General features: G+C 46.3%; 19 protein-coding genes. 10 read left to right on the top strand and 9 right to left on the bottom strand.

Annotation, left to right across the window (positions count from 1 at the left end):
• Nucleotides 1-610: 610 nt before the first annotated feature.
• The 5 genes from ACJJJA_RS16465 to ACJJJA_RS16445 all read right to left on the bottom strand — a co-directional run bounded on the left by ACJJJA_RS16465 (nucleotide 611) and on the right by ACJJJA_RS16445 (nucleotide 6,131).
• Entirely contained in the window at nucleotides 611-1,825 is a 1,215-nt protein-coding gene (locus ACJJJA_RS16465) for a HupE/UreJ family protein (RefSeq protein WP_444925247.1), read from the bottom strand.
• A 186-nt stretch (nucleotides 1,826-2,011) separates the two neighbouring features.
• A complete protein-coding gene (locus tag ACJJJA_RS16460) occupies nucleotides 2,012-3,763 on the bottom strand; it encodes a hypothetical protein (RefSeq protein WP_444902794.1) in 1,752 nt (583 codons plus the stop codon).
• Between the two features lie 363 nt (nucleotides 3,764-4,126).
• Entirely contained in the window at nucleotides 4,127-4,738 is a 612-nt protein-coding gene (locus ACJJJA_RS16455) for a TPM domain-containing protein (RefSeq protein WP_252082606.1), read from the bottom strand.
• Nucleotides 4,738-5,499, bottom strand: a complete 762-nt coding sequence (locus ACJJJA_RS16450) for a TPM domain-containing protein (RefSeq protein ID WP_444902793.1) — start codon at nucleotides 5,497-5,499, stop codon at nucleotides 4,738-4,740. Before ACJJJA_RS16450 ends, ACJJJA_RS16455 begins: the two co-directional genes overlap by 1 nt.
• Nucleotides 5,500-5,519: 20 nt before the next feature.
• Nucleotides 5,520-6,131, bottom strand: coding sequence for a LemA family protein (locus ACJJJA_RS16445; RefSeq protein WP_444902792.1), 612 nt, complete (start codon nucleotides 6,129-6,131; stop codon nucleotides 5,520-5,522).
• Between the two features lie 86 nt (nucleotides 6,132-6,217).
• On the opposite strand from ACJJJA_RS16445, the gene ACJJJA_RS16440 reads away from it, so the two are divergent.
• From ACJJJA_RS16440 to ACJJJA_RS16410, 7 genes are all read left to right on the top strand, one after another.
• Nucleotides 6,218-6,754, top strand: a complete 537-nt coding sequence (locus ACJJJA_RS16440) for a YaeQ family protein (protein ID WP_444902791.1) — start codon at nucleotides 6,218-6,220, stop codon at nucleotides 6,752-6,754.
• A 14-nt stretch (nucleotides 6,755-6,768) separates the two neighbouring features.
• Complete coding sequence (locus ACJJJA_RS16435) at nucleotides 6,769-7,251, top strand: YajQ family cyclic di-GMP-binding protein (RefSeq protein ID WP_252082598.1); 483 nt, start codon at nucleotides 6,769-6,771, stop codon at nucleotides 7,249-7,251.
• Between the two features lie 11 nt (nucleotides 7,252-7,262).
• Nucleotides 7,263-8,198, top strand: a complete 936-nt coding sequence (locus ACJJJA_RS16430) for an esterase-like activity of phytase family protein (protein WP_444902790.1) — start codon at nucleotides 7,263-7,265, stop codon at nucleotides 8,196-8,198.
• Nucleotides 8,199-8,551: 353 nt separating this feature from the next.
• Nucleotides 8,552-9,487: a hypothetical protein gene (locus ACJJJA_RS16425; protein ID WP_444902789.1), complete on the top strand. Its 936-nt coding sequence runs from the start codon at nucleotides 8,552-8,554 to the stop codon at nucleotides 9,485-9,487.
• Entirely contained in the window at nucleotides 9,488-10,078 is a 591-nt protein-coding gene (locus ACJJJA_RS16420; RefSeq protein WP_444902788.1) for a uracil-DNA glycosylase family protein, read from the top strand.
• A gap of 2 nt (nucleotides 10,079-10,080) precedes the next feature.
• Nucleotides 10,081-10,803, top strand: a complete 723-nt coding sequence (ung, locus tag ACJJJA_RS16415) for a uracil-DNA glycosylase (RefSeq protein WP_444902787.1) — start codon at nucleotides 10,081-10,083, stop codon at nucleotides 10,801-10,803.
• Between the two features lie 314 nt (nucleotides 10,804-11,117).
• Complete coding sequence (locus ACJJJA_RS16410; protein ID WP_444902786.1) at nucleotides 11,118-11,918, top strand: hypothetical protein; 801 nt, start codon at nucleotides 11,118-11,120, stop codon at nucleotides 11,916-11,918.
• A gap of 260 nt (nucleotides 11,919-12,178) precedes the next feature.
• Here the strand turns inward: ACJJJA_RS16410 and ACJJJA_RS16405 are convergent, their stop codons facing one another.
• Nucleotides 12,179-13,099: a LysR family transcriptional regulator gene (locus tag ACJJJA_RS16405; RefSeq protein ID WP_252082588.1), complete on the bottom strand. Its 921-nt coding sequence runs from the start codon at nucleotides 13,097-13,099 to the stop codon at nucleotides 12,179-12,181.
• A gap of 84 nt (nucleotides 13,100-13,183) precedes the next feature.
• Between ACJJJA_RS16405 and ACJJJA_RS16400 the strand changes: the two genes are divergently transcribed.
• Nucleotides 13,184-13,921, top strand: a complete 738-nt coding sequence (locus tag ACJJJA_RS16400) for an SDR family oxidoreductase (protein ID WP_444902785.1) — start codon at nucleotides 13,184-13,186, stop codon at nucleotides 13,919-13,921.
• A 176-nt stretch (nucleotides 13,922-14,097) separates the two neighbouring features.
• Here ACJJJA_RS16400 and ACJJJA_RS16395 read toward each other — a convergent pair whose 3' ends face one another.
• The 3 genes from ACJJJA_RS16395 to ygfZ all read right to left on the bottom strand — a co-directional run bounded on the left by ACJJJA_RS16395 (nucleotide 14,098) and on the right by ygfZ (nucleotide 16,845).
• On the bottom strand, nucleotides 14,098-14,661 hold the full coding sequence (locus ACJJJA_RS16395) for a hypothetical protein (RefSeq protein WP_444902784.1): 564 nt from the start codon (nucleotides 14,659-14,661) through the stop codon (nucleotides 14,098-14,100).
• Nucleotides 14,662-14,908: 247 nt separating this feature from the next.
• Complete coding sequence (locus ACJJJA_RS16390) at nucleotides 14,909-15,457, bottom strand: hypothetical protein (RefSeq protein ID WP_444902783.1); 549 nt, start codon at nucleotides 15,455-15,457, stop codon at nucleotides 14,909-14,911.
• Between the two features lie 347 nt (nucleotides 15,458-15,804).
• Nucleotides 15,805-16,845, bottom strand: coding sequence for a CAF17-like 4Fe-4S cluster assembly/insertion protein YgfZ (ygfZ, locus tag ACJJJA_RS16385; RefSeq protein WP_444902782.1), 1,041 nt, complete (start codon nucleotides 16,843-16,845; stop codon nucleotides 15,805-15,807).
• Between the two features lie 114 nt (nucleotides 16,846-16,959).
• On the opposite strand from ygfZ, the gene ACJJJA_RS16380 reads away from it, so the two are divergent.
• Together ACJJJA_RS16380 and ACJJJA_RS16375 are read left to right on the top strand one after the other, a co-directional pair.
• Nucleotides 16,960-17,205 (top strand): FAD assembly factor SdhE, encoded by a 246-nt coding sequence (locus ACJJJA_RS16380; protein WP_252082577.1) that lies wholly within the window; start codon nucleotides 16,960-16,962, stop codon nucleotides 17,203-17,205.
• Entirely contained in the window at nucleotides 17,180-17,632 is a 453-nt protein-coding gene (locus ACJJJA_RS16375) for a protein YgfX (RefSeq protein WP_444902781.1), read from the top strand. Before ACJJJA_RS16380 ends, ACJJJA_RS16375 begins: the two co-directional genes overlap by 26 nt.
• Nucleotides 17,633-17,662 lie beyond the last annotated feature (30 nt).

Below are 17,662 nucleotides of genomic sequence, written 5' to 3'. Positions count from 1 at the left end.
TGGTAGTCATGCATACTAAGAGAGCTCCAGTGGGGCTGTAGCGAAGTGGATTTATTTATCCCGGCTTATGCAGTGCAAAATACATGAAAGGCTGTAAGTGATTCCAGTATTAGAGGGCATTCAGGCGTCCGTGCATAACCCCTGATTAAATTGGGTAAATGCAATCTGTCTCGAAAAATGCGCAAAGTTATTTATGGGGGGTTTAATTTATGATGATATCGGTGATTTTCTCCTTTAGGTTTAAAGATACCATTCGTTCTGAGATGACCATATGTTATATGGATGCTATTATTATTCTGCTCTAAGCAGGGTGTGGTCGAATTTGTTTTCGGCTGTTAGGCAGGGGGAAGGTGGCTAATAGTGTGTGGAATACACTTCGCTGGTGAATTTAATAAGATCCCTTGTGGGCGAATAGCAATGGTTGTAAAAAATAATACTTTTTTATTGGCCTGTTCCATTGAGTCTATAGGGGAGGTTGTCTTTTCGGTTTCTGGATTACAAGTCCAGTAAATAGATTGCTATTGAATTATAGCTATCTTTAAATTTAAATCTTTAGATTTATTATCTGGCGTAATGGGTTTTTTTATTCCCTCTCTGGTAGAATTATGAGTTAGATTTCGCTGTTGCTGTTGCTGTTGCTGTTGCTGATTGTAATATTGGTTCTGGGTTGGTTTTCTTGCTGTATTACGTTCACCAATTCATAACCCCTCTCAAAAGTCCAGAGTAAGGCAATGGCGCAGCATATAGTGGCAATTGTGTAGCGTAGGTTAGACTCCCAGTTTTTCTGTCGACGTCTGGCCAAATAAAGCAGAGGCCAGATTGCTAAAATTATTAAAATTTGACCAGCCTCTACGCCGAGATTAAAGGCTAATAAGCTCTGCCAAATATTAGGTGAATTGATGTTGAGTATTTCGTGTAATACAAAGGAAAATCCCAGTCCATGCAGTAAGCCCAACATCAAGGAGGTCAAAAGAATTGTACGCTCGGTGGATATAGAGGCGATCGATCTTTGTCTCATTGAAAGCCAGGCAATATAGATTATGGAAATGGCGATTCCGGTTTCAATCAGTGGGACAAACCAGACAGTGCTAGGAATAAAACCAAAGAAACCTACGGATAGGGTAATACTGTGGCCGATAGTGAAGGCCGTGACACGCCAGAATAATAAGGGGAGAGCGAGGGCACCAAGACTAAGACAAAGTACAAAAAGCACATGATCTAGCCCCTGAATAATATGTACCATACCCTCCTTTAGAAAGGTATTGATGGCATCTATACTGGAATAACGGATTTGAATAGGCTCTTGCATTAGCCCCCTGGAGCGGAAAATCTGGATTTTTCCAGGGTTATAACTGAGGATTAAATTTGCAGTATTTTCTTGATCGGGAAGCCCTGGATTCAGGGAGCTAAAGAGTTGATATTCTTCCAGGGGTTGCTGAGTAGGGTAATGGATGTGGATATCAACCAGTGTGTCACTGACATGGAGTGAGTTGTTAAGTGCCATCTGTGCAAAGTTATTAGAAAGGGCTCGTTTTGCCTCTGCAAGCGTGGCAAAAGCTGGCTCGTTGCCAATAGGATAAAGACGTACTGATTTTACATACCCTTTAAGCTCCTGATTAGCAGAGAGGATATGTGTCGCTGCTGCGGCAATATTGCCCACCCCCTCAGGGTGGATCGTGAACTGTTCGACATCCACATAGTGAACCAACCGATCATTTTCCAGGCTGTTGCGAGTATATGGTACTTGATATGGAATTTTCCCCGAGTAGGGATCAATACCATGTTGCGCCTTATCCGCCAGTAAATAGGAAAGAGGCAGTCTCATATAGAGGCTGGCTCCATTGACGCTGTGCTCAATATGTAGAATTCTTATATTTAGGTTTAGTGAAAAGTGGGCTTCAGTGATTTGAGATATTACAGATAGGTGGAGAGCCAGAGCAAAAGAAAGGAGGTTAATTAAATTTGAGATATTTTTTTTCATGGCACTTGGTTGCCAACTCTAGTGGCAAGCTTATCGTATGGATAGTGGTGTAAAGGCGGATATCTTCCAATACTTGTCTGATTGGGTTATTTCTATACTTGCACGAGTTTCTCGCGGTAATTGCTCCATATGTCCCCAGCTGTAATCTTCAATCATTGAATGCCACTTCCCAACAATTCTGAAAGTTTTATTTCCGTTCAGGATCATTTGATCTGCGTGCTCAATTTCCAGGTCACGGATAGATCTAATAGAACCCTTATTGCCGCTGTTGGTTAGAGGTTGGTAAACTTGTGACAAGTTTGCGACGGTAAAATCAAATTTTTCGCTGCTTACTAGATTGGTAAGCTGGTCGTTTAATTTTTCACTTTGAGGTTCTTCATAGGCAGCGGAAAGGCGATCAAGTATTGTCTCGGTAATTTCTTTTATTTCTTGCTTGTTTATGGTGCCGGGCAGGGGGATGCGCAGTTCACTTGGAAGGGTATAATAAATGGGTACGGCACAAATAATCACAATGCCGTAAAAGAGTATCGGATGTTTGTTTTTTGTCTCAACCTTTTTGCTTCGCAAGGTGAGAATGAAAAATACTGCAAAGCAGAAGGAGAAAAGCACCGCCATGGGTATGGCCGCTATGGTATTCTCAATAGGGATTGGATCACTATTGGGAGCACGGTAATCATATAAATAATTGCGCCATTGAATGTCGGGAAAGTCCGGCATAACATGTGTTGGGAAAGGACCAGCCGGATCTTGTATTAGTGTGGGAACTGATTTGATAGATTCTGTAAAGAGATTCCAGTCGATAGTAACACTTTGTGGTAGCTCCTTAACATGATATTTTTCCCGGTAACCGATCAGTAATGAACCTATCTCGATCCGCTCATGCTCTCCTATTGTGGTAAAGCCTGTATCGTTTGCCTTGAGAAAAACTGTTTCCTTGCTGATAGGTTCAACCAGCGTTTGGTTGATGCTAGTGGGATTTTTTTTCTGTAGGAATTTCTCTGTAGTTGCTCTTAACTCTTTTCTTCGCTTGGCTGTAAGGGGCTTCCAGGCATCAAAGGGTTGGTCGGTCCATTGTAATAAATCTCTTGGGCGCAATAAAATTTCGTGGCGAACCTGACGAGGTTCCACGTAGAGGAAAGATCTAAGGGGATAGCGATTGTGTCGATTTATAGCTTGGTTTTCAAAGCGAGTATTCCAAGGATCTCCCCAATCAATTTTCAGCTTTTCTATTTGAGACAAATATTGAAAACTGCTTACTGATGTGTGGCCGTGTTGACTAGTAAATCCTATTGTGGCTAAGACAGCCCCATCGGAATCCAATGGTGGACGTATTTCCAGATTGCTCAAGCCTTTTATTGGAAACTCGATATCTGCCAACAGTATGGTTTTGTCGGCTGGAAAATTCGGCCTTAGCAGGCCTGTCCTTGGATCTATTCTTCCCGCAAAAGGTGAGTTTCTCGGTTTTCTCTCGGCAATTCTAACAGAGGTTATAGTCGGCTCAATTTTACCCTCTGGGGAGTGCACCTCAATGGCGATCTCTTTTTGTGCAAGAGCAAGTCTAGCTATTTCATAAATACTCTTTGTAGGTGGTATTCCCGGCCAAAACGCGTTCGCATCAGCTGCAGAAACCTCTAGGGTGATGTAAAGATTGTTATTGAGTATCTCTATTTCTGCAATATTTGGTGCAGTCTCCGCACCGGTGAGATTGATATAATCGGCGCAGATAGTGGAGGACAGTGAAGCCGATATAAATAGCCAAATTGTAATTAAGATCTTTCTCATTGGGTTTTCTAATTTTTTGGTTGCGAGGGATTACCGTAGTTACAGGCGTAACTAGTATTTGGCGCTGGACTTTTTTGTGAGTTGGATGCTTTCATACGGATATTGAGGTTTTTATTTGACATTTTTTAAGCTTAATATTAATTACCAAGCCCTGTTAAATTGGCGTGGCTGACTTTGTTTTTATCTGGTTTAGTTTTTACTTTTAATGGTTTTTATAAGTGCTTAATCACCATAAGCTTTAATTTTTCATGGGGATTATTGCTCCTTTACAACAGCTTAGTAGAAGGGGTTGTTAAAGCGTAGGTATAGAAGTATTGTGGCGTTAAAATCATGCCTGAAGGGTAAGTAAGGCAGTAAATTAGGTTAGTTAATTAGAATCAGGTGGTTGGGTAACTCATCTTTCACAGCACTACAGGGGGCTGCATCTTTTAATAAGTCTCCACATTGGGAAATACAGAGTAACAGTGCTTCTCCAGCCTTACCGCGCTTAATTTCCCGTACAAATTGCTCGATAATAACCTGCCAGTTGTCGTTGGATACATGCTGAGCCAAGCCGCGATCTGCCAGAATTTCTACATAGTGCTCCGCTTCACAAATAAAAATCAACAGACCCAGTCGATCTTTGGTGCTATGCAGCTCTTGTTCAAGAAATTGACGGCGGGCTAGGTTTGAGGCGCGCCAGTATTTGATCTTTTTGGGTACAAGGCGCATGGTTATCGGCCGCCAGCGAAATAGTACTGCCAGCGCGATAAATAGAACCCACTGTAGCAGAAAGGCTTGCTGAAAGCTGAGCCACCAGGGTAGGAATTGGAATAGTGGCGATAACAGCAGGGTTAAGAAGGCAGCCCAAAGGGTGGAGATATACAAATAGTTATCGGCTTCCCGCGCGACAATAGCTACCAACTCCGCGTCGGTTTGGGTCTCCACTTCTTTGATGGCTTCCGCCACCTGGCGTTGATAGCTATTACTAAGCATTACCATCCTCCCGAAGCACCTCCTCCGCCAAATCCGCCACCTCCTCCACTAAATCCATCGCCTGTACCAGTCCCGGATAAGCCTCCTCTAGGGTGCCCCGCGCCAAAGCCTCCGCTACCATAGTAGCCGCCAAAGCGACCGCGTTTATAATTACGCCCATGAATTGGTGAGCTGAGGACCGAGCTACCAAACAGATGCAGCATTACCAGTAAGAGAAATAGCCCAACTACAAAGGCCAGGCGTCGGCCCTCCTTGGTCTCGATCGGTTCGGCCACATATTCGTTCTTGGTGGCGGCAATAATTGAGTTCACGCCGGCATTAATTCCACCGGCATAACTCCCTTTCTGGAATTCCGGCAGAACCTTGGTTTGAATAATATTGGCAGATAGCGCATCGGTGAGAGCACCTTCGAGGCCGTAGCCAACCTCAATTCGGAGCTTGCGCTCTTTGGGAGCTATCAAGAAGAGAATTCCATTGTTTTTCTTCTTGTGGCCCAGCTTCCACTCTCTTGCCAGTTGATTGGCGTATTCCTCTATGGTGATACCCTGGAGCTCTGGGAGGGTGGCCACCACCAGTTGGTTACTGCTCTCAGATTCGTATTGCTGAATCAATTCTGTAAGTTTGTATCTCTCTTCGGCGGTTAGTAGCTCAGCTTTATCCACCACCCTCCCGGATAGAGGAGGGAGCTGTACCTCGGCCCATAGAGCCAAAGCCAGTAATGCTGTAATGAGCGTCAACAAGGTCAGAAGGGAGCGTGTCATAAGGGTTTCCCGGCGGCCTACTAGAAATTGACTTCCGGAGCCTTCTCGGCCTCTTCGCTGGTCGCCTGGAAGGTCTCCCGCAAAGACATATCTCGATATAAGAGGGCGTGCCAAATACGACCGGGAAAAGTGCGAATCTCACGGTTGTAGCGCTGCACTGCCTGGATATAATCCCGGCGCGAGACGCTGATGCGGTTTTCGGTGCCTTCTAGCTGGGATTGCAAGCTGAGAAAGTTTTGATTGGCTTTGAGGTTGGGGTAGCGCTCGACCACAAGCAGCAGCCGTGACAAGGCGCTGGAGAGTTGTGCCTGTGCGGCTTCGAACTGTTGTAATTTAGCCGGATCGTTGAGCAGGTTGCTGTCCAGCTGAAGTGAGTTCACCTTGGCGCGCGCCTCGGTTACGGCCTGAAGGGTTTCCCGCTCATGCCCGGCATAGGCTTGAACGGTTTTCACCAGGTTAGGCACTAGGTCTGCGCGACGCTGGTACTGGTTTTCCACCTGAGCCCAGGCGGCTTTTACCTGTTCGTCATAGGTGGGGATATTGTTTACGCCGCAGCCACTGATGAGACTTGCCATCAGACACAGCATGGTGCAGCGCCAAATTGGCAGGCTGTTGCCGGTAGCAGAGGTCATGCGGAATATCCTTATTCTTCCGTAAACCAACCAAGAATAGTCCGCCTCAGTTGTAGTGCTGAAGGTGGCGTAGAGATGGAGCCGAAATGGCACTAAAAGCAACAATTTTCAAAGCCAAGGTGCAAATAGCCGATATGGACCGTGACTACTACGCGGAACACCAGCTGACCTTGGCGCGCCACCCTTCAGAAACAGATGAGCGTATGATGGTGCGCTTATTGGCGTTTGCACACAATGCATCCGATTTATTGGAGTTTACCCGAGGCCTCTCATCTGATGAGGAGGCGGATTTATGGCAAAAGAGCCTCAGTGGAGAAATCGACCTATGGATAGAAGTGGGTCTTCCAGCCGAGGAGCGCTTGCGCAAGGCCTGTAACCGTGCCGGGCGGGTTTTGGTATACAGTTACGGGCGCCGTGCCGCACCGATCTGGTGGCAAAAGCTGGAGAATCAGCTCGAACGTTTTGACAGCCTTAGAATTTTCCATCTCGCTGCGGACACCACTGAGCAATTGGCACAGATGGTTGAGCGCAATATGGATTTCAGTATCACCATTCAAGACGGCCATATTTGGTTGGCCGATAACGATCACAATACGGAGATTACTCCGCAAATCTGGAAATAGGAGCCGAGAATTTAATGCCTTCTTTTGACATTGTATCTGAAGTAGACAAGCACCAGCTGACTAACGCAGTGGATCAGGTAAACCGCACTGTTACCAATCGCTTTGACTTTAAAGGCGTGGATGCGGAAGTGGAGATGAGTGATTTCTCTCTGGTAGTCCGTGCCGAGGTGGATATGCAAGTAGATCAAATGGTGGATATGCTGCGTGGTGCCCTGATTAAGTGTGATATCGATCCGCTGGCTATGGATGTAGGTGAAAAAGAGCAGTCTGGTAAGCTGGTTAAAGTGGGAGTGACCCTAAAGAATGGCCTGGACAAAGAATTGTCAAAAAAAATCGTTAAGCTGATCAAAGATGAAAAGCTCAAGGTGCAAGCGGCTATTCAGGGTGAACAGGTGCGGGTTACCGGGAAAAAGCGCGATGATCTGCAACAGGTCATTGCCTTACTTCGTGGTAAGGAACTGGAACAGCCACTGCAATTTAATAATTTCCGCGATTAAATGGTTACACAGTGATCAAAAATTATCTCTCTGGCATTGCTATCGTGCTGTTCTCCCCCATGCTGGCGGCAGTGGAGATTTCCCCCGCCAAGCTGCAAGCCAGCTATTGGGTGGATAATAGCGAAGGTCTGGATATTTCTGGCCTAAGCTTTTGTGCTGGCAAGTTGCTGGCAGTTTCCGATAAGAATTCTGGAGAGGTTTACTCATTAGAGCTCAGCGAAGGTTCCGCCGATCTGGTGTCCTTTTTGCGTTTGAGTGGTCTAGGAGTGCCGGAACGTGACGAGCCTGTTAATGTCTGGGAGAGCTTTAAAGCGTTTTTCCGCCCCGCAGAAGATCTGGACTTTGAGGGCGTTAGTTGTGGTGAGAATCAGATCTTTCTGGTCAGTGAGCACTACAATCGCATTGCCGTGGTGGACCCAGAGGGGAATGCGCGCTGGCAAGAGCATATCTGGTCGGGTGAAGCCAAATCTCAAGGTTTCTTACAAAAGAGCAACGCTTCCAGTGAGGGCCTGGTAAAAGCTGGCGATACTTTCTGGGTGGCGATGGAGCGTGAGCCAAGGGGCCTGTTGAAGCTGGATTCAGATGGAGAAGCCAGCGCATTCACTTTGCCACAGGTAGAGGGTTTAAATTTTGCTGATCGCTCTGAGGATTTAGCCGGCCTGGACTTCTTTAACGGCGCCCTTTATACCTTGGAGCGCAATGCGCACGCAGTTTGTCGCAGAGTATTGCCCAGTCTACGGGCGGAGTGGTGTCTGGATTATCGCTCGCTTGAAGAGTCTCCAGAGCGTGTTTATGAGGAAACCCGCTATGGAAAAGGTGAGGGATTGGCTGTGGGCGAGAAGGGCATTTTTGTGGTGCTGGACAATAACAATGTTGGCCGTGCGCAAGAGCCTGAAGATAAGCGCGCGTTACTGCTACACCTTGCAATGCCGGAAATGGCAAATTAATTGCAGCTCTATTGGCACTATGCCGATAAATTTCGGCGTCACGTTTATTGCGCTCGGCGTCGAACTCTTTTCATTTCCTCTCCTTTTATTTGCCAACTTTTGGCTTGGGTTTAGTCTGCCTCCTAAATCGGGTATCGTATTATCCTCCTTGTAGCGCAAAAATTGTCGATGGGTATTATGGTGGCTATGCTATTTCCTAGTGATTAGCGATCTAGAGTATGTTGGCAGCGGCTTTATGGAGAGAGACTTTTCCATTTCTCTGAAAGGTAAACGGTGAATTAGAAGATCTAAGAATGCGCCAAATCACTAATTATCCTTTTAGTTCATTCATTTCTCGATGGATTGGAAAAATCGTGATCAAGCGAATTTTATTTTTCTTTATCAGTTTGTTGGTGCCTTCAGCGATGGCTGCTGACATTATTCCCGCTAAAAAAGTACAGCATTATTGGGTAAATGCCAGCGCAGGGTTGAGCCTCTCTGGTTTAACTTTTTGTGATGGCAGACTTCTTACTATCTCAGATAAAAAGTCAGAGAAAGTTTATCAGATCGTTTTAAAGGGTGTTCATGCCAAGCTGGAGCCCTTTGTCACACTCTTTGGTTTGAATGTTCCAAAGAAAGATCGGCCGACAAACGTATGGTACTTTTTATTGGATCTTACCCGACCGGCAGCGGCAATGGATTTTGAAGCCATCAGCTGTGTAGATAATAATTTGTATTTATTGAGTGAGCGCTACAACCGCATTGCCGAAGTTGATATGCAGGGGCAGGGCCGTTGGCTGGAAAATATGTGGTCGACCACAGCTAAGGCTCAGGGCTATATGCAGGGGTACAATCTATCAGGCGTAGGCTTACAGAAAGTTGGCGATGATTTTTGGATGGTGCTAGAGCGTGATCCCCGTGCTTTAGTTAAGCTTGGCCCTAAGGGGGGGGTGCAAATTTTTACACCGCCGGCTGTAGAGGGGCTAAATTTTCGCGGACAATCAGAGAACCTGGCGGGTTTGTCCTATTATGATGGCGCGCTGTTTACTCTGGAGCCCAATGCGTCTGCGGTATGTCGGAGAGAATTACCTAGCTTGAAGGCGCAGTGGTGCCTGGATTATTGGGAGCAAGAGAACTCCTCTGAATTGGGCTATGAAGTATCCCGCACTGGGGGCAAAGGCGATGGGTTGGCAGTGGGCGATACGGGCATTTTTATAGTGTTTGACAACGACAATATCAGTCGTATACATGACCCTCAAGATCGCAGGGCGCTTCTGTTACATCTAGCTTATCCCGAAGGGGCGCAATAGGTGGTCGTCGAGAAGTTACCAACCTTATTGGAGGAGATACGCGCTTGTCGTCTATGTGAGGATCACCTGCCACTGGGAGCTAATCCGGTGCTGCGAGCGGCAGAATCTGCTCGTTTGTTGATCATTGGTCAGGCGCCGGGAACTAAGGTTCATGCCACTAGTATCCCATGGAATGACCCCTCTGGTGATCGTCTGCGCGAGTGGCTGTCGATCGATAGGGATATCTTTTACGATGAATCCCAGATTGCCATTATTCCCATGGGCTTCTGTTATCCGGGGCGAGGTAAAGGAGGTGATTTGCCACCGCGCCCGGAGTGTGCTGTCACCTGGCATAAGCGCTTGCTGCAACAGCTACCTCACTTGCAACTCACGCTGTTGGTGGGACAATACGCCCAGCGACACTACCTGCCGCATTGGTATGGCAATATTACAGAGAATGTGCGCCATTACCGCGATGCCCTGCCCGCAGGGTATTTCCCTTTGCCCCACCCGAGCCCGCGAAACACACTTTGGCTGCGGCGAAGACCTTGGTTTGAAGAGGCTGTGGTGCCCGAGTTGCAAAAGTACGTAAAAAAGATTCTGAAGGTTTGATAATGCCGGTTCCGGAAAAAGTTAAGATTCACCCCTCCTGGTACGATGTGCTGAGCGAGGAGTTCAAGAAGCCTTATATGGCGGAATTACGTCAGTTTCTGCGGGGAGAAAAAGAGGCTGGTAAGCGCATCTATCCACCCGGTGGGCAGATCTTTAACGCTTTCAACTCCACCCCATTTGATCAGGTGAAAGTGGTGATTTTGGGGCAGGACCCCTATCACGGGATAGGCCAGGCGCACGGTTTATGCTTTTCTGTGATGCCCGGCGTACGAATCCCGCCATCGTTACAAAATATTTACAAAGAATTGCACTCTGATATGGGGATACTTCCAGCGCACCACGGCTGCCTACAACCCTGGGCAGAACAAGGAGTGCTGCTACTCAATGCCACCCTCACTGTAGAGGACAGTAAAGCTGGTGCCCATCAGGGACGCGGTTGGGAGCAGTTTACCGATGCCGCTATCCATAAGCTGGCCGAGCAGCGTGAAGGTCTAGTGTTTATACTCTGGGGTAGTTACGCACAGAAGAAAGGCGGTTTTATTGATCGCAATAAACACTTGGTACTACGCGCCCCTCACCCATCCCCCCTTTCAGCGCACCGCGGTTTTTTTGGCACCAAGCCGTTCTCTCAAGCTAACCACTGGTTGCAGCAGCGAGGTGAAAAGCCTATTGAGTGGGCGTTGCCGGAAGCACATCTGTTGGAAAGAGTTGCTGTGGAAGTGTAATAGCACTTATTAGTGCGGTAGATGTCTACTTAATAATATCTTTGCCCAGTTTTTGTGAGTATGCTGGGCATCTTTTATCTGCTAAGTCGGAAGATTTTTTAGTTGTTTGAAATCTTTTTAATAACACTTCTCCATTTATGTATTTCGGCGCCAGAAAAAAATTCACGTACTGATGGAATTTACAATTTGTCTACAATGGTTGTAGTTTAAATTTCTGCAACCTTTAATAAGGGTTTTCTAGGTTTGCCCCTTATTTGACAGATTTTCATTGTATAAAATTTTTAGGGTGTCTGGTGGCCTGACTAGGGGTGGAAATGGTGCTAACATTTGCCGATTTTCTTTTGGATTTCCTTTCGGCCCCATTTGTGGAGGCTTTTCTTACTGCTAGCTTTATTGGTTCTGCAGCAATTTTAAAGAAAAAATTTGATGCAAAAGATTATAAGGCTCTGTGGGATAAATTCTTTGGTGATTCTGACTCTGATATTCACGTGGTGCTTCCTTTGATAAAGCAAAGAACACTGTTTTCCGAGATTACTAGAACACAAAGTCGAATTCCTGATAATGTGCTGTTTATGCCCTACGATGAGTCTCTTGGAATACAGTTGTTAAAGGATCGGATTGAGAGGGTGTATCCGAAAAGAAAAGTAATTTTTCATGATTCTCATAATTTTGTAGATGATCACAAGACCTTTATCTGTGTCGGTGGGCCCGCTATAAATGTTGTGAGTCGTGATTTATTGCTAACTAGAAGAATAGATGAAAAGTTCAAAATGGATTTTTTAGGCCGCTATGCGATTGATGAGGTTGATGATAGTGTTTATAAGTCGAGTGTTTTAGGAGATTCAATTACAGAAGATTATGGGTTTATATTTTTTTCGGAAAACCCCTACCATAAAGACAGTTTTATATGCTTGGTTTTTGGGATATGGTCACATGGGACTTATTCGGCAATTCAAGCTTTGTGCGGCAAAGGGACGCATCTGCCAGAGTTGGCTGAAAGCCTCAAGTTAAACAAGTCTCTGTTTGCTGTCACAAAGTCTACTGTAAGGGGGATGGTAACAGGGTTTCCCTCTGTGGAAAAAGTGAGAAGAATAGAGTCTTCCTGTCAAATCTAAGAGCTTGGTATTTAGTTGATTTCGATGCTTGTTGTTAGAAGAGTAGGCTTTCTGGGTGTTTTCCTGAGAGGCTCTAAATGCAAAGAATTTTGCCTGCTGGGATTATGATTTTGGGCGGAGCCCTTTGAGGGCTTTTGTTGTTGTAATGTTGTTTGAGATAAGGTTAAAAACTCAGCCCCAAATACTCTTAAGGAATACTCTGGTGGCGATAAAGGTGAGGGGCGATTGGTGGTTGACCGTATAGGTTTCCCTTTATGCTGCTAGATACTCCAATTAAATAAATTTTTTTCCTCTTTAAGAAAGTCTAACAATGCAGCGAGTTTCTTGGGTTTATTGAGTCCCTGGCGGTAAACGGCATGAATGTCCATTGGTGGAACATGCCAGTCTGGAAGAATATTAACGAGTGAGCCTTTGCCTAACTCTTCCATAATATTGTTGATTGGTAATTGCGCAATTCCCAGCCCATTGACTGCCGCATTTTTCAGGGCTGAAATATTAGCACAAAAGAAATTCCCATTAACGGGTAAAGTCATTGTCGATTGTTTAGAGGTTAGCGCCCACTCGGTATCTCCAGGGTTAAATTGAAATCTCAGGCAGTTATGGCTTATTAGGTCGCTGGGCTGCTGTGGTTTTCCCTGTGTGGTGAGATATTCAGGGCTGGCTACGAGAATTCGCGTTGAACTGCCAAGCTTTCTGGAAATCAGGCGCTCATCATGTATGTCACCAACACGAAATGCGAGGTCAATGCCTTGGGAGAAGAGGTCTTCAAAGTCGTAAGTGAGGTTTAGGGAGACGGTAATTTTTGGCCAGCGCTTCAAAAAAGTGGGTAAAACTCTCTTGGAGAGAAATTCACCCAGGGCTGGCGGGGCTGAGATTCGCAATAAGCCTTGGACCTGCTGATCCATTACCAGCACATCATTTTGCATGGTTTTAAAGTCTTCTATCAAATGCAGAGCCCGGTCATAGGCAATAGCCCCCACTTCTGTCAGTGCAACACGCCGGGTGGTACGATCCAATAGTTTGGCTTTTAGGTGGGATTCCAGTCTTGAAACCTCCTTACTAACCGTTGACTTAGGAAGTTCTAGCTGATCTGCAGCCAGCGATAGGTTTAATGTCCTACAGACATGGACAAAAACAGATAAAGTTCTAAGGCTGATTGTTTCTAATTCACGAACATTCATTTTCTTTTTATATAATTGTTTCTATTTCCTCGAATAATAGAATGCTCCTGTGTTTGAAGCAACCTAACTCACAGGAGATTTACCATGTCTAACGATCGAATTGCATTGATCACCGGTTCAAATCGAGGAATTGGTCTGGAGGCAGCCAAACAGCTTTCCGACCAGGGAGTCAAAGTGATCCTGTCTGGTCGAGATAAAGCGAAATTGGATGCCGTTCAAGCTACTTGGAATGGTGAGGTGGCACCAATTGATATTATTGAGCTGGATATTACCAAAGCTGAAGATAGGGCACGAGCTGCTCAAAAGATTGCGGAGCAATATGGTCGGCTGGATATTCTGGTGAATAATGCCGGTGTTATCGTTGAGGGGGAGTGGGGCCAGAACAATAGTGAAACAGTTTCGCAGGAGGATCTGAACACCACTTTTAGTATTAACGTATTCGCTCAAATTGGTCTAACGCAAGATCTTCTGCCACTGCTAAAGAAGAGTAAAGCTGGCCGTATCGTGAACGTGAGTAGTATTCTGGGTTCTTTAGCTGTGAATGCTGACCAGAACTCTGGTTGGAGTGCAGTGAAGCCCTTCGCTTACAATGCGTCAAAGGCTGCGCTTAATATGTTTACAGTTTCTTTGAGCCAAAGTCTTGCAGATACTGGTATTAAGGTAAACAGCGCACACCCAGGTTGGGTTAAAACCGATTTGGGTACCAGCGCGGCGCCAATGGATGTGACCGAAGGGGCGAGAACTGTTGTGGAACTTGCCTTGATTGATAGTGACGGTCCTAACGGTCAATTTATTCACCTTGGTGAAGAACAGCCCTGGTAAATAGTTGAAGTTACAGCTGGGTAGTTTTCAGAGACCCCGTATCTATTATTTGAAAAATAGGTATGGGGTCTTTGGTTTTTGAATAACTGTTGATTTTACTGTGCAGCAGATTTTTTAGGTCTTGGATCTACTAGAAAATAACTTTTCATGAATTATCCAGAGGCTTCCCTGTGTGGTTAACGGCGCTTTCTTAGGCGCGCGCTATGAAGCTGGCTGGATTCTTTCTTTTCAACGGACTTCCATAAAGGTCGCATTAAGAGCCTGGCAAAGGCGAAGCCGACAAAAAACAAATTACATATGTAAGCAAGGAAATATGGCCCAAACCCTCTTTTGAAAATTATCCCGGTTGCGTTTAGGGTACTTATGATAACAATGGAGGAAGCTATAGCAAAGAGACCGTAATAGGTGAATTTCATTACGGGAGAAACAAATTTAAAATGTCTTTTTTTCCATAGGTAGACAATAAAACCCATGGTAGCAATTCCCATTATGCTGCTGCTGATAGACCAGACATATCGTGCCTCGACATGAAAATTTAACAGAGCAAGAGAGAAGGCAGAAAGTAGGGCGCTACACAAGCTGATATAGACAATCATGGCGAGGGAGACGACATGCCCTCTGGAGATACTTTCCATCTTTCTTGACTGAAATGTCGCAACCATAGCGGCAAAGCCCGCCAGAATAATGGATACTTCGATAATATGTAGCAGTTGTTCAATTTGTCCCGGCAGTGTATCCATCTTCCGCTGGCGCCCTGGGCAGAGATGTTATGTTGTGAGAGGTTTATCGGTGTGTAAAGGATAGTTTATGTTTTTTAGTGACTTGCTGTCTTTTTGGGGTTTCAGTTTTCTTTTGAAAATGTCGAAATTTTTAGTGCAAAATCTTTATTGAGGCGTGGGCGTTTTATTCTTTGATGGCACTTTTTATTTTGGTTGTGTTTTTACATGTTTCGACGGTTTATATGTTGTGGTGTGAAATTTAGGCTTTTCATTGCGTATTAATTTGTTGTTTTCGTGCGCGTTGCAGTTCGTTTTCTCTCACCACTTCCCATAGGGGGCGCATAAGTAGCCGTGAGAAGGCAAAGCCAACAACAAATAGGTTAAAAACGAAGGATAGGAAGTAAGGCCCATATTCTCTGTTAAAGCCAATTCCAAAGGCGTTCAAAAGATTGATAAAAGCCATGGTCCCAGCGCCTCCAAAGAGTGAAAAGTAGATAATTTTTGCCGCTTTGGAAACCGTTTTTAGACGCTTTTTTATCCATAAATAACTTATTGAGAAGGTTGTGGCCAAGAACATGGCAAAGCTACTTGTGGACCATAGGGTTTGATCACTAATTCCAAAATTTGCAAGTGTTAGCGTGAATGCGGCGAGGAGTGCGTTGACCAAGCCGATATAAATTATCATCGCAAGGGAAACAATTCTTCCTTTAGTGATCTTCCTGTTTTTCTTGGGTTGGAGGGTGCCTACGATGGCGGCAAAGCCAGCTAATACGATGCAGGATTCTAGCGCAACAATAATTTGATTCATCTCTTTCAATGGGGTCACCCCTTTCCCTGTATTTACATGGGATATAGCAGGGTAAGACTAGTGGAAAGAAGATAAAGTGTTTTAATGGGATTAGCAGTAATTACCTTATTTTAAGTGAAAAGCTTTTGGTCGCATTAGGTAGGTGCTGGTTTATTAATGGTCTGAATGTGAAAGTGGCGACGGGGAATGTCACTTTGTGAGTATTTTGCCTAATATCTGAGTGGATTATCAGGTCTATGGAGGCAATGGTTATAAACATTGACTAAAGGCCGTGTGGAAAGGTGTTTTCCGCCTGAGACCGGTATGAACTGTATACCGGTCTATCTGCCAAAAGTGAATCAGCCGGTTAATTACCCTTATGCTAAGGGGTCGGCATCAGCATCGTAGGGTAAATCCTGAATCTCCAGGGTGCGGCCATCTTTCAACTTTAAGGTTTCGCCGGCGGCAATTTTGGCGATTGTTAGTACGGCGAGCAATTCTATGCCTTCTTCGCTGTGGCAGGCTTCAACCAGATTGCCGATGCTTTGTTGTCCGTCGGCAAAAATTTCCAGTCCACTGGCTGGAAGATCACCCCCCTCACATTTTGCACGGTATAGGCGACGCTTGGCGGCGCCACGGAACTGCATGCGGGCGACAACTTCCTGGCCGGTATAACATCCCTTTTTAAAGCTCACACCGCCAAGTAGGTGCAGGTTAGTCATCTGTGGGATAAACATCTCAGAAGTGGTGGCATCAACCTGGGGGATGCCGGCTTCGATCTGCCCCTTTTGCCACTGGTCGTAACCTGTGGCTTCACTATGGGGAGAGAGTTTTTGCCAGAGTTGTTGTGTTTTATCGCTGGGGCTAAGCAGAGCCAATTGGAACTCATTGACCGATTGGGCGATACAGCGCTCGCCACTGAAATCGAAAGTCACTACCTGGCCTGGAGAAGGGGCCTCGAAGCCCAGTAGTTGTGCCGCCTGCTCCGCAACATCCTCTCCCTGTAGGCCTAGCCAATGGGAGTTATCGCTAGTGTCGCTGAGTTCCGCCTTGAAAAATACGGCATACTTCGCCAGCGCCTGCTGGGCGATTGGGGCGAGACTGCGGGGTAGGCGGAGTATAAATTCGCTCTGGGAGAGCTTTAGGGCACTAAAGGCACTGATCATGCGTCCCTTGGGGTTGCAGTGAGCACCCAGTGTGCTGTGCCCGTCGGGAAGATTTACAAGGTCGCAAGTGAGCTGGCCTTGCAGAAACTTCTGACTATCGGGGCCTACTATTGAAACGGCGCCCACGGGGCCGAGGTCGATAAGATGTAAGCCCTGGCGGTCATCATTGCTGGTAAGGGGGAAGTGGGCTCTGCCGCCTTCCCAAATGGCGCCTTCGCTACTGAGAAAATCCTGCCACTGTTGCTGGTCCATAGTGTTGCCACCTCCGGTTGTCTTGGTGGCATTAATTGGGGATTACAGCGCCCCTTTTCAAGTTTGCTCAGCTAGCAGGTATACTGCGCACTTTAATCTGGTTGGAAATGAAGTATGGATCGCAACCGCCTGTTTTGGGCCAGCCGCCGCGGCATGTTGGAGTTAGATCTGGTGCTGCTGCCGTTTCTGGACAATATCTACGAGACCCTGGAGCCCGAAGATCAACAGCGTTATGTGCGACTGATGGACGAGCAGGACCAGGATCTATTTGCCTGGTTCATGCGCCGTGAAGATCCGGCCGACCCGGAGCTATTGCGCATAGTACAGATCATCCGTGACAACACCGGTTTACAGCAGTAGACCGCCGTCTCAAATTTTTGAGCGCAGCGCACGCTTGAGCTGCGTGGTTGCGCGATCGCCTCTCCTTCTTCTCTTTTTATTGCTTGCCACAGGGCAGACGGTATTGCTGCTGTGGTTGAGTGACCTCCCTTCCTGGCTTTTCTGGTCGGCACTGCTGCTTGTGTGCCTCTATGCCTTTGTTGAAAAACGTCGTCTGGAGCGGATGAGCGGGATCTTATCAACCCGAGACCGCCGCTGGTTTTGGCGTACTGAAAGTGGAGTGGAACGAGAATTTGAGTTTTGTGGTGAGCTGGTAGTGTGGCAGTGGTTGCTGGTAATCCGTGGGCGTGATCAGATGGGCGCCTCTCTTTGCTTGGTTTTGGCGCGGGACGCGCTCAATCGGGACGACTGGCGCAGATTGCAGGTGGCTTTGCGCTATTCGCGCTAGGGTGGGCTCTGCCCACCCATACCCCTGTGT

The sequence above is a fragment of the Microbulbifer mixtoriginis (SeqCode) genome, assembly GCF_052466865.1.
Note: the sequence above shows the minus strand (reverse complement) of the source record. Positions and strands in the feature narration are given on the sequence as shown.

Bases quoted from the DNA above. Each gene is read 5' to 3' on its own strand.
- ACJJJA_RS16435 (WP_252082598.1), top strand. From the start codon at position 6,769: ATGCCTTCTTTTGACATTGTATCTGAAGTAGACAAGCACCAGCTGACT.
- ACJJJA_RS16380 (WP_252082577.1), top strand. From the start codon at position 16,960: ATGGATCGCAACCGCCTGTTTTGGGCCAGCCGCCGCGGCATGTTGGAG.
- ACJJJA_RS16400 (WP_444902785.1), top strand. From the start codon at position 13,184: ATGTCTAACGATCGAATTGCATTGATCACCGGTTCAAATCGAGGAATT.
- ACJJJA_RS16405 (WP_252082588.1), bottom strand. From the start codon at position 13,099: ATGAATGTTCGTGAATTAGAAACAATCAGCCTTAGAACTTTATCTGTT.
- ACJJJA_RS16410 (WP_444902786.1), top strand. From the start codon at position 11,118: ATGGTGCTAACATTTGCCGATTTTCTTTTGGATTTCCTTTCGGCCCCA.
- ACJJJA_RS16460 (WP_444902794.1), bottom strand. From the start codon at position 3,763: ATGAGAAAGATCTTAATTACAATTTGGCTATTTATATCGGCTTCACTG.
- ACJJJA_RS16450 (WP_444902793.1), bottom strand. From the start codon at position 5,499: ATGACACGCTCCCTTCTGACCTTGTTGACGCTCATTACAGCATTACTG.
- ung (WP_444902787.1), top strand. From the start codon at position 10,081: ATGCCGGTTCCGGAAAAAGTTAAGATTCACCCCTCCTGGTACGATGTG.
- ACJJJA_RS16445 (WP_444902792.1), bottom strand. From the start codon at position 6,131: ATGACCTCTGCTACCGGCAACAGCCTGCCAATTTGGCGCTGCACCATG.
- ACJJJA_RS16395 (WP_444902784.1), bottom strand. From the start codon at position 14,661: ATGGATACACTGCCGGGACAAATTGAACAACTGCTACATATTATCGAA.
- ACJJJA_RS16455 (WP_252082606.1), bottom strand. From the start codon at position 4,738: ATGCTTAGTAATAGCTATCAACGCCAGGTGGCGGAAGCCATCAAAGAA.
- ACJJJA_RS16440 (WP_444902791.1), top strand. From the start codon at position 6,218: ATGGCACTAAAAGCAACAATTTTCAAAGCCAAGGTGCAAATAGCCGAT.
- ACJJJA_RS16465 (WP_444925247.1), bottom strand. From the start codon at position 1,825: ATGAGACTGCCTCTTTCCTATTTACTGGCGGATAAGGCGCAACATGGT.
- ygfZ (WP_444902782.1), bottom strand. From the start codon at position 16,845: ATGGACCAGCAACAGTGGCAGGATTTTCTCAGTAGCGAAGGCGCCATT.